This window comes from Allofournierella sp. CML151, assembly GCF_027853465.1.
Taxonomy (GTDB): Bacteria; Bacillota; Clostridia; order Oscillospirales; family Ruminococcaceae; genus Allofournierella.
Genome location: NZ_JAPNNW010000006.1, coordinates 145488 through 156088, shown reverse-complemented (window position 1 = coordinate 156088; position 10601 = coordinate 145488). Strand labels below are relative to the sequence as shown.

The 10601-nt window shown below is 52.3% G+C and carries 10 protein-coding genes; 3 read left to right on the top strand and 7 right to left on the bottom strand.

The window, feature by feature from the left end:
- The 7 genes from PH256_RS06640 to PH256_RS06610 form a co-directional block, all read right to left on the bottom strand.
- The coding region (locus PH256_RS06640) for a S26 family signal peptidase (RefSeq protein ID WP_270913507.1) at positions 1-240 on the bottom strand (240 nt) is incomplete at its 3' end.
- A 45-nt stretch (positions 241-285) separates the two neighbouring features.
- Positions 286-963, bottom strand: coding sequence for a SipW-dependent-type signal peptide-containing protein (locus tag PH256_RS06635; protein ID WP_270913506.1), 678 nt, complete (start codon positions 961-963; stop codon positions 286-288).
- A gap of 42 nt (positions 964-1005) precedes the next feature.
- Positions 1006-1641 carry a hypothetical protein gene (locus tag PH256_RS06630; protein ID WP_270913505.1) on the bottom strand — a complete coding sequence of 212 codons (636 nt, stop codon included), beginning with the start codon at positions 1639-1641 and terminating at the stop codon, positions 1006-1008.
- A gap of 166 nt (positions 1642-1807) precedes the next feature.
- On the bottom strand, positions 1808-2344 hold the full coding sequence (locus PH256_RS06625) for a signal peptidase I (RefSeq protein WP_270913504.1): 537 nt from the start codon (positions 2342-2344) through the stop codon (positions 1808-1810).
- A gap of 35 nt (positions 2345-2379) precedes the next feature.
- Positions 2380-2931 (bottom strand): hypothetical protein, encoded by a 552-nt coding sequence (locus PH256_RS06620; protein WP_270913502.1) that lies wholly within the window; start codon positions 2929-2931, stop codon positions 2380-2382.
- Positions 2932-2951: 20 nt separating this feature from the next.
- The gene (locus PH256_RS06615) at positions 2952-6917 is read right to left on the bottom strand and encodes a hypothetical protein (RefSeq protein ID WP_270913501.1); all 3966 of its coding nucleotides are present in this window, start codon (positions 6915-6917) and stop codon (positions 2952-2954) included.
- A complete protein-coding gene (locus PH256_RS06610) occupies positions 6907-7434 on the bottom strand; it encodes a hypothetical protein (RefSeq protein WP_270913500.1) in 528 nt (175 codons plus the stop codon). The genes PH256_RS06615 and PH256_RS06610 overlap by 11 nt, the downstream gene beginning before the upstream one ends.
- Before the next feature lie 248 nt (positions 7435-7682).
- Here PH256_RS06610 and PH256_RS06605 point away from each other — a divergent pair, with 248 nt between their 5' ends.
- From PH256_RS06605 to PH256_RS06595, 3 genes are all read left to right on the top strand, one after another.
- The gene (locus PH256_RS06605; RefSeq protein WP_270913499.1) at positions 7683-8537 is read left to right on the top strand and encodes a tyrosine-type recombinase/integrase; all 855 of its coding nucleotides are present in this window, start codon (positions 7683-7685) and stop codon (positions 8535-8537) included.
- A 342-nt stretch (positions 8538-8879) separates the two neighbouring features.
- On the top strand, positions 8880-10100 hold the full coding sequence (locus tag PH256_RS06600; protein WP_270913498.1) for an AfsR/SARP family transcriptional regulator: 1221 nt from the start codon (positions 8880-8882) through the stop codon (positions 10098-10100).
- Between the two features lie 17 nt (positions 10101-10117).
- Positions 10118-10573: a hypothetical protein gene (locus PH256_RS06595; RefSeq protein ID WP_270913497.1), complete on the top strand. Its 456-nt coding sequence runs from the start codon at positions 10118-10120 to the stop codon at positions 10571-10573.
- Positions 10574-10601 lie beyond the last annotated feature (28 nt).

The following is a 10601-nucleotide window of genomic DNA, read 5'->3' as shown; positions in this document are numbered from 1 at the left end:
CTCCACAAGGCCGGTGGCCTCGCTGAGCCGGAAGGTGATGATCTCGCCCTGCCTAAGGGCCTGGGGGTCGCAGCGCTTCACATAGATCGCGCTGCCCACCGGCATTGCCGGTTCCATACTTTGGGTCAATACGTTGTAGATTTGATAGCCAAATAGTTTTGGTACGCTGAAAGGAAGGGCGACGGCCATTACCGCCAGCAGAAGTGCCGTGGCTACGGCACTCAGCGCCTTTGCTTTCATGGCCGCCGCCCCTTTCGTTTAATTGTTAGATATTATCTGCCAAAATTACTTGTTGCCAAACTCCTGGAACTCGATTACATTGCCGTTGGCATCGGTCAGAGTACCATCAACCATTTCAATGAACTGGCCTTCGCTGAAGTTTTCAGCCTGAGTAGCAAAAGCCTGAACATTAATAGCAAACTGAGAGCTCGCGAAGCTATTGTCCCAAGTGGTGGGAATCTGGATATCACTGAACAGATCCAGAACTACATCCTCAGTGCCATCGGGATCAACAACCTGATTGTAAACATACAGAACGCCATCAGTGTCGCCCACGTTGACATAATACTGATCCCAGTTGTTCATAGTTCCCTGACGCATCATCGCATCATTAACCAGACCCATTACATCGTAAGAATCCGGACGACCAGATTCAGCATCGTTGTAGTCTACACTTACGAAAACGCCCACGTAAGCAGCAGAAGAATTCTTATCTACGGTCACATATACATTTTTGTCCAAATTATCACCGGGCAGAACATTGTCATAAACAATGCCATCCTTACCTACAGTTGCTTTATCGCTATCCGAGGTATCCGTCAAGGTGATATCCACATTACCAGTGGTAAACGCATTGTTCTTTACATCGGTCTTATCGGTGAAGTAAGCCAGAGTAGCGCCGATGGACAGGCAAGCTACCAGAGACAGGCTAACCGCTGCGGTCAGAATATTTTTTTTGTTCATGATTCACTCTCCAGATTATTAGAAATAGTTGATTCCTTTTAATTAGGCATTCGCGCCCTGGTACTCAACCTCGCCATAAGCTGCCTTCACGTCAGCAAAACCATCTTTCTGAATAGCTTTCACAGAGATCTTAATGTCTTCCAGAACTGCACCAGTCTCTACGTTACCGTTTACAAACACTGTATCAAACAGATTCGCCACTACCTCATCCGGTTCGCCATCATCTCCAGTGTAAGTGAACTCATATACATATTCGCCATATGTATCATCCGGAATAATGTCACTTACAGCGCCAGAAACATCATCATAAACCTTCCAGCCTTCTCCCAGCAACAGCTCCTTAATATTCAAGGTAACACCATTCTCTTTGTCCACGGGCTCGATTTTAACAAAGAAGTATGCATCAACATCAGAAGTAAAGGTAGCAGTTACATCTTTGTCGATATCCACACCAGGAACCAGCTCGGTATAGGCAATACCCGTATTATTGGAAGACGCATTACCATTAGAATTGGCATCTGCGTTTTCTTCCAATTCAGCAGTCAATCCATTTGCAAATTCGAAGGTATTAGTCTTCGGGCCATCGGTTGCAGTCAGATAAGCCAGAGTACCACCGATGGAGATGCAGGCTACCAGTGCCAGGGACATACCGCCGATCAACATGTTTTTCATTTTCATAATCGTTACGCTCCTTTTTTGTGTTTTTATTTCGCCGTTTTAAAAAAGAACTTTGTTATGAAGTAAAAGCGGTTTGGTGACCGGGCCCTGGGCAAGCCGCTTTTGCTTACTGAGTGGATTATACCGGCTTTCGCTTAAAAACCAATTAAAATTCGAGCTCTGAATTTTAATTTGTTCCAGCTTTTTCCGGTTCGGATTGCTGTGCCTTCTGCTTCTTTTCGTCCTCGGCTGCATCAATGATGGCTGGGATAAAATTCAGCAGAATCACCAGCATCACCACACCGCAGATGGACATAATGCCCACCGGGGTACGGATGTTCTGGATGGCAAAGCCCAGATAAGGCAGATGGAAATCCGCCCGGCCATAGACCTGGCTGAACTGGATATCGCCGTCCGCGTTTTCGTTGGCGTCGCCCTGGGTGACCAGGGTCTGGGCATCGGCATCGATGCTCATGACCCGGTGGGTCACGAAGGTCTCGCCATCGGACAGATAGTAAGTACACACATCGCCGGCTTCCAGCTCGCTGGCCTCCACCGGCTTCACATATACCAGACTTCCCACCGGGATGGTGGGTTCCATGCTGCCGGAGAGCACCGCCATCTCCTTGTACCCAAGAAGCATGGGTACAAGGATGACGGCGGCAGCCGCCAGCAATACGACCAGAATGATCGTGGATAAGATATTGCAGATTGTTTTGACCATTCCGGTCCTCCTAAAGTGAATTTTCGGTTATTGGATCAGCCCTTCTTGTCAAAGGCTGCTTTTGCATCGCTCAATTTATATTGAGCATTTGCAGGCGCTAAAACAGCTTCCTGATAAACTTCGATGGAAAAAGTTGCCGGTTTGCTTGTGTCAAATACATCCGTTTCGGTTTCAACTTTTACATTCGAATTACCCGATTCATCCGTAGCGATTGTGAACAGAGGCGCTGTCATGGAAGGGTTGCTATCGGTAGAAGGCTGAAGGATTTTCTTGTAATAATAGAAACCATCGTTTCCATATTCCCAGTTAGCCGTATTATACGCACCGTTCATATCCACCGTAACACCTTCCGGCAGGTCGGTGATCACAGCCTTTGCACGAACATACACCGGCGACTCCCCGGTATTTTTCACCTGCGGGGCCTTATTAACCCCTGTCTCTTCAAAGATTTCCGTGCTTACCTTTGCCAGCTTGAAGGTATTGATCAGCGGGCTGTCGCTGGCCTTTAAATAGGCCAGCGTACCACCTACCAATACAAGCGCCACTAACAGGGAGGAAATCAAGGTTTTCATCACTCTTTTTTTCATGGCCTTTCTCTCCTTTCCTGTCAGTTAGAGCCTTTTTCGTTCTGGTTCTCGTCTGCCTGTACCCAAACCCACTGCTTCGTCTCAGCGTTCCAGTTGAATCTGTTCTCCACAAAATCCTGGTCACCGGGGGTCGGATCATTGGTAACGGGATTGTTGGTGAACTTCACCTGTGCGTCGGTTACCTCACTGCTTTTGACTACACCGCTCTGGGTATCTTTATCATTACAGGTATAACCGGCTGCCTTCAACTCTGTCACAGTATATGTACCAACCGGCACATCCTTCAGCCAGACCTGTTTGGTAACACTTGCACCATTCTTAAAGTCATCCTTGCTGAAGTTCAGATAGCGGTAATAGGTTGGAGTTACACCGTCCTCATCAACGGGACCGGTGATCTCGAAAATAAAGGTCACATCATTGCCCATGGTGGTGTTGATGCCGGTGAGCGTTTTGCTGATCAGCAGATCACCGTTGGCAGGAGTGTACTCATTTTTCAGCTCCAGTGTAGTAGGCAAAGCTTTCACCACAGTGCCTGTAGCAGTCATTATGCTTTTTGCTTCCTGCCAAATGTAACCTTCTACAGCATTGTGTCCGCTCTCGGTTACAGTGTAGTCACCGACTGGTACTTCGCCCAAGTTAATGGTAGCAACTGTTCCAGTCCATTTGACTCTCTCAGTATCATTCGCAGGAATCACTTGACTGTAGTCGTCCGGGCCGCTCACAGTAAATTTCAGCTCATTTTTCAGCTCATCCAGTGCTGCGCTATCATTCTCCAAACCGGTAACGGTCTTTTTGATGATCAGCGTGCCAGTCGCTTTTTCGTAATGATTGGTCACGGTAACCTCAGAGACAGGAGTGTCATTTTGGTCTACATCCACCGCAACAATCCCGTCAGCGAAGTCGGTTTTGCCAGTGATTTTATCACCCTTATCACGATCATATTGATTCCAGTGCTCCAACTCATCCGATACGTTGCCGAGATAGGTCTCTACCATACTTTCATTCTTGAAAACATAGTCGCCGATCTGGGGTATATTCTCTTTAACTTCTGTAATTTCATACTGGATTGCCGGAAGGTTTTCCAGCGTTACAGTTTCACCGGCTTTCAGTTTAATTGCTGCTTGATTATGTTCATCGAATGTCCTTGTTGTTTCTTTAGAACCCCGGATTAAGGTAAAGCTCTTGCCCGCAAACTTCGGACCGTAATCTTCCTTGTCCATCAGTTTCTCCGGGTGTGCCGGTTCGATGACAATGGTGTAAGTGGCATCCTTCAAATCTGCAGTACCTGCAGGTACATCCTTCACCTCTTTTTCAATCGTCATATTACCAGTGTAGCGGTTGGTGAAACTTACCGTAGTAGGAGATTTGATTTCCAGCTCCTGGAACTCCTTCTTATCAAGCATATCCTCCTCATCAATGGCAGCATCACCGCTACTTTCACTATTTTTTCTTACCGCTTTACCAACACCGGAATAGATTTTTTCACCGGTGGAGTCATTTACAACAGTCCAGTTTGTGCTCTTAGCGCCCTGCTTGGCATAACCGGGCAATTCCGCATGCTGCTCGAATACGGTGTAGTAGCAACCATCGCCGCAAACGGGAACTTCAATCACCTGTGTATAAACCCAGTTGCCCGCATCATTCTTTTTAAGTTCAGCTCTTAATTCCGAGTTTGATGCTTGAGACAAGTCGCTAGACGTGGCCACTTCATTGAGCAACTCATAAGGATAGACTTTGAAGTCTCCACCGCTGTCCTTAAGTGGCGTTCCATTCGGTTTTGTCGCAAATTCTTTGATTCGATTCCATTCTTCCTGATTTGTTGTGGAGCTGACTACTTCTGTACTATAACAGTAGTTAATATCAAATGCGAACTGATCGTCTTCTTTTTCGCCACCTTTTTGATTGAACAGCAGATAGTAAACATCTTCATCCGTCAAACCGTAAAATTCTTTGGTCAAGGTCAGAGTAGTCAACACATGCTCATATGTATTGGTCAAATCCACACACTGCGTTTTTTCCGGTTCATCATTTCCCCATACAGCGCAGTTGATTGTCACGCCAGCCTCCGGGTAATCTCCGCTTGCATTTTGACTATCAGAAGTTATTTTATATTCGGCACTGCTAATCCACTCGTCAACATCTCCGCCTGACTCTTTAATTGTATAAGTGGTATCCAAAACATCAAACTTCCAGGTGTATGTAGTAGAATTCTCACTCGTAATTTTACCTGTATATCCCAGAACACCTCTGTTTGGATCACTATCGCTCTCCGGTATCAGTTTCAGAGTATATTCCTGTTCCCAACTGCCTTTTTGACCACTTACTGAAATTTCAAAATCCTTTGCAATTTCATTGAGAACATCGTTTGCATTCTCGAAGGTCTTGGTCACGGTTAGCTGACCATATTTGGGAACCAGAATACCATCAATATGCCAATGGTCAGTATTATTCAGCTTAAACACATACCATCGAATGGTATAATTATCCGTAGTCAACTCATCAGATTCAACTTTATGATCTCCGACTTTAATTCCCTGGCCTTTTGTATATCTATTCCAATCGGATTTGATTCTTTCAAAAACCTCAGCATCCGTTGGGAAGCTTTTTAGCTTGAATGGTGTAGGATCGCCCTTTTCGTTTGCACCTGTATAACCAGTTTTCAACGATCTGATATCGCCATCCACATCAAATGCGCTTCCGTTTGTCGCACCTTGAATTACAACATATTCTCCATTTGATGGGCTTGTATAGGAGAATTCTTCTGGATGCGTAGAAATTCGCGTACTATACACCGACTCAGTAAAATTCTCTTTATCTGTGTCTCCAGCACCATTGCCACTATTCGCAATATTCGAATACAGATTCACATAAAAGTGTACACTTTCATTGTTACTTGGGTTAATATTATCCCAGGCACTATCATCATGAGGCCAACCACCTAGCCACCAGCCGTAGGTTATCGCGTACGGAGAAAATCCTTCTACCGTGAAGGTACTAACCATATCCATGGTAGCTCCCTCTGTCTCGGTCTCTTCCACGACCACATGGCCAGCGGATTCGGTAGCATCCGCCACGGTCTTCACGGCAGTCAATTCGCCGTTTTCGTTTTCTTCCAGGTGCTGCACAGCCACGGTCTCGGGGTCGGCATCCTCGGGCAACATAGCCTTTGCGTCGATGGTCACTTCCACCGGATACAGGGGCTCGATCTCCTCGCCGTTCACCTCAAAGCGAATGTCCAAGGCGATCATGCCGTCGTATTCCACATTGTCTTCGGCCAGAGCCTGCTCCACCTGCGCAAACTCCGCAGTCTCCTCCGCGATCAGGTCAGCTTTCAGCTCGGCATCCACAGGCAGCGCGCCTTCCGGCACCTTCACGGTCACGGTGATGTCCGCGTTTTCCACCTGGGCGGTGGCCTCGTAGGCTTCTTCATTCATCGCCACGGGCTCCTCAGTAGCCTCGGGGGTCTCGGTGGGAACCGGAGTCTCGGTGGGAACCGGAGTCTCACTGGGCACAGGAGTCTCGCTGGGCACAGGGCTCTCGCTGGGCGCGGGGGTCTCGGTGGGCACAGCGGTGCCCTCGGGGGTCTCGGTGCCTTCGGGAGCTGCAGTGGGCTCGGCGCTGGGCTGCTCGCTGGGCACAGCAGTCTCAGCCGGGGCCTGGGTGGGCTCGGCGCTGGGCTGCTCGCTCTCGGTGACAGGCTCGGCAGTGGGCTCGGCCACAGGCTCCGCGGTGGGAGCGGGCTCGCCGGCGGGCTCCTCGGCCGGAGTCTCTGCAGCAGGCTCCTCGGCAGGAGTTTCTGCGGCGGGCTCCTCGGTGGTGGTATCCTCCGGCAGGGGCACTTCCTCTACCTGCACCTCACTGGTTGCCTGGCTGCTGGCAGCCAGCTCGCTGCCTGCCTCGGCGAAGGCGCTGTTGGGCACGATGCTGGCGATCATCATTACCGCCAGCGCCATGCTGAGTAAACGGCTCCACATTTTATGTTTCATAGTCTGTTTCCTCCCTAACCGGATTCTTTGGTCGTGCAAGATTTAGTTCGTCCTGCGGGGGTGACTCGTCTTCCAGGGTTGCGTCCACCGCGCTGTCCATCAGCTTGATCAGCTCCAGCGCACTGCGGAAATTTGCTTTCTCTCCCGTCTCGGCCCAGGTCACGCTGCCCTGCCAGGTGGAATGTTGGCGGTACATCACATGCACCACAAAGGTGGCCATCTTTCCTTTCTGTTCGGCAAGTTCATCCCTTGTCATCTGCGGCTCCACCTTCTTTTGTGTGGTCTGCGGCTTCGGCCTTGCCGGGCCGAAGTGCCTGGGCTGCTGGGTCCTGGCCGGATAGTTCAGCCGGTCGCACAGGCGGTCGATGCTGTCCAGTACGTCGCTGGTTCGTCCGATCGGCTCCGGCTGTTTGGAATAGCAGTGATAGAGCCTGCCGGTCACTTCGCCGCCCGCCCATGCATCCACGCATACGCGGCACAGGTTCGGCGCCCCGGAATGGAAACCTTCCATGTTCAAATGCTCTTCACCTCGTCTTCCTCAAAGCTTTGAGCATACTATCCCACACGGCACTTAAAATCCGCTTAAAATCCGGCACAAAAATTTCATCTTTTTTTAAGAAGGGCAAAAAAATCCCCGGCAGCGCCGCAAAAAAAGCTGCCGGGGGTTCTTTTTATTCACATTTTACTGATAGAATCAGGGTACCTTAACCGGGATATTGTACAATAGAATTACCACTCTATTAATAAGGAAAGGAAGGATCGATTTTGCCCAACTGCAAAAGCACGGCACTCACGCCGCGCCGGGTAAAGGCTTACCTGGACTGGCTGACGGAACGGGAACGCAGCCGGAGCACATTAAAGAAATACCGCCGGGACCTGGCCAGCCTGCAAACGTTTCTGGCAGGCCGCCCGCTGAGCAAGGCCGCGCTGCTGGCCTGGAAGGCCCAGCTCAGCGAGCGCTATGCCCCGGCCACGGTGAACTCCATGCTGGCGGCGGTGAACGGATATCTGGTCCATGCCCGGCTGCCCCAGCTGCGGCTGCGGCCGCTGCGGATTCAGCGGCAGGTATTCTGCCGCCAGGACCGGGAGCTGAACAAGGCCGAATACCTGCGGCTGGTGCAGGCGGCCCGCCGCCGGGGCAACGTGCGCCTGGCGCTGGTGCTGCAGACCATCTGCTCCACCGGCATCCGGGTGAGCGAGCTGCAATACATTACCGCGCAGGCGGTGGAGCAGGGCTACGCCGAGGTGAATAACAAGGGCAAGCGGCGCACCATCTTTCTGCCCCGCAAGCTGTGCCGGGCACTGCAGCGGTATCTGGCCGGGCAAAAAAAGCTGGCCGGTCCGGTGTTCACCACCCGGACCGGCCAGCCACTGGACCGAAGCAACATCTGGCGTGCCATGAAGGCGTTGTGCCGCGCGGCAGGTGTGGGGACCCGAAAGGTTTTCCCCCACAATCTGCGGCACCTGTTCGCCCGCACCTACTACGCCGCCCAGCGCGATCTGGTGCGTCTGGCCGACCTTCTGGGTCACGCCAGCACCGCCACCACCCGCATCTACACCATGGAAAGCGGGCGTATTCACGCCCGCCAGATCGAACAGCTGGGGCTGCTTGTCACATAATAACTATTTTGTTGTTGCCCCCACCGGCTTTTGTCTTCTACCTATATAAAATAATAGAGCATATCCGGTTTTATTTCAAGTAATTCACCCCCTTTCCACCCGGTTAATCTGAATCAGAACCGCAGAAAAACAAAGCCGATGGTTATCCATTGAACCATCAGCTGGAATGGCTAACGTCGGAAAATGACGAATTTTGTCGATTCTCAGATGATTCTCCCCCTTGAAAGCGTATCCGCCTCTTTTAAGTAGGAATTTTAAACAACAAAATAGTTATTTTGTTGTGCGTTCCCTCCGTTTCGGATATTCCGCAGCCACTCCGGCTGCCAAAGGTGATGCATAACAATGACACAGGATACCATCTACGTTAAATTATTCGGCGAGTTCTCCGTTTGGGCGAACGGCCAGCCCCTCCCGCTGGACAGCTGCACCACCAAGGCCATGCGCGTGCTGCAGTTTTTGTTGTTCCGGTATCCGGCGGGCGTTTCCCGCAATACCCTGATGGACGCCTTCTTTGTGGAGGATTCCACCAGCGACCCGGCCAACAACCTGAACGTGACCATCTCCCAGCTGCGCCGCCGCCTGAAAAAGGCCACGCTGCCCGGCGATGTTGGCGTGCAGCTGAAGAGCAACCAGTATACCCTCACCTGCTCGGTGCCCATCCTCACCGATGTGGCCCGCTTTGAGGACTGCATGACCCAGGCCGGGCAGACCAGCGATGTGAACCAGCGCCTGGAGCTTCTTCTGGAGGCTGAGCGGCTGTATTCCGGGGATTTTCTGCCCCATCTGGCCATGGACGACTGGGCCGTGACCACCGCCGCCAAATACCGCATGGATTATTTCGCCTGTCTGGACGCGCTGACCCAGCTGCTGCCTGAGCGGGGCGAATGGGAGCAGCTTCTTGGCATTGCCACCCGGGCCAGCTCGATGCACCCGCTGGAGGAGTTTTTCTGTCTGCGCATCGACTGCCTAATGAATCTGGAGCGCTACCAGGAGGCAAAGCAGGTATACGACCAGGCCATCCGCACCCTCACCGAGGACTTTGTGGTGAAGCCCAGCGCCGAGCTGACCCGCCGGTTCCAGCTGCTGAGCCTGGCCAATCAGGACAGCCACGAGACCATCTTCGAGCTGAACAACCAGCTGCGGGAGAGCGAGCACCAGCGAGGCGCCTACTATTGCAGCTATCCCAGCTTCATCGACGTGTACCGCATGTGCTGCCGCATGATCGAGCGCACCGGCCAGAGCGCCTGCCTGCTGCTGTACTGGCTGGTGGACCCCAAGGGGCACGCCCTGACCGACACCGAGAAGATTGCCCAGGCCGCGCCGCTGCTGTCCAGTGCCATTCACGACAGCCTGCGCCGGGGCGACGCCTTTACCCAGCACGGCCGGGACCGGTTCCTGGTGCTGCTCATCGGCACCGACCGGGAAAACTGCGAGATTGTGGACCAGCGCATCCAGGCCCGCTACAAGCAGCAGCCGGTGCGCGGGGTGGCGCTGCGCCACTCCCTGCAGACCGTGGAGACCGACATGCCCTTCCCCAACAGCGGGATCTGGCAGCCCCAGTGAGAAAGAGTGTGAGACCTATGAACGATTTTTGCAATATTCGCCCCAACAACGAGCCGGGCCGGCATTTCTGCGGCTATGGGCCGGTAAGCGTGCTGATTCAGGTAACCGGCCGCCAGGAGGACAGCTTCACCGGTGTGGCGATTCCGCTGTGCGGCAGCGTGCCGCCCTTCGCTTTTTCCAGCTTTCCTCAGCTCACCGCCCTGCTGGACGAGTTGTGCGACGAGCTGGGCCGCCCGATGCGCAGCGAGGCGCTGAACAGCTTCTCCGGCAGCGTCAGCCCTCTGCGTCTGGTTCCGGCCCAACCGGTAACAACCCGTAAGCTGGGACATTTCACCATCGAGATCCTCTACCGCCAGAACCAGAGCCTGCAGGGCCGCATCATCGTGCCGGGCCGGGGTGAAACCCCCGCCGGGCGGCAAAGCTTCCGCAGTGACATTGAGCTGCTGCACCTGATGCGGGAATATATGGGGTGAGCATCCTCTGCTTTTTGAGTAGCCGCAT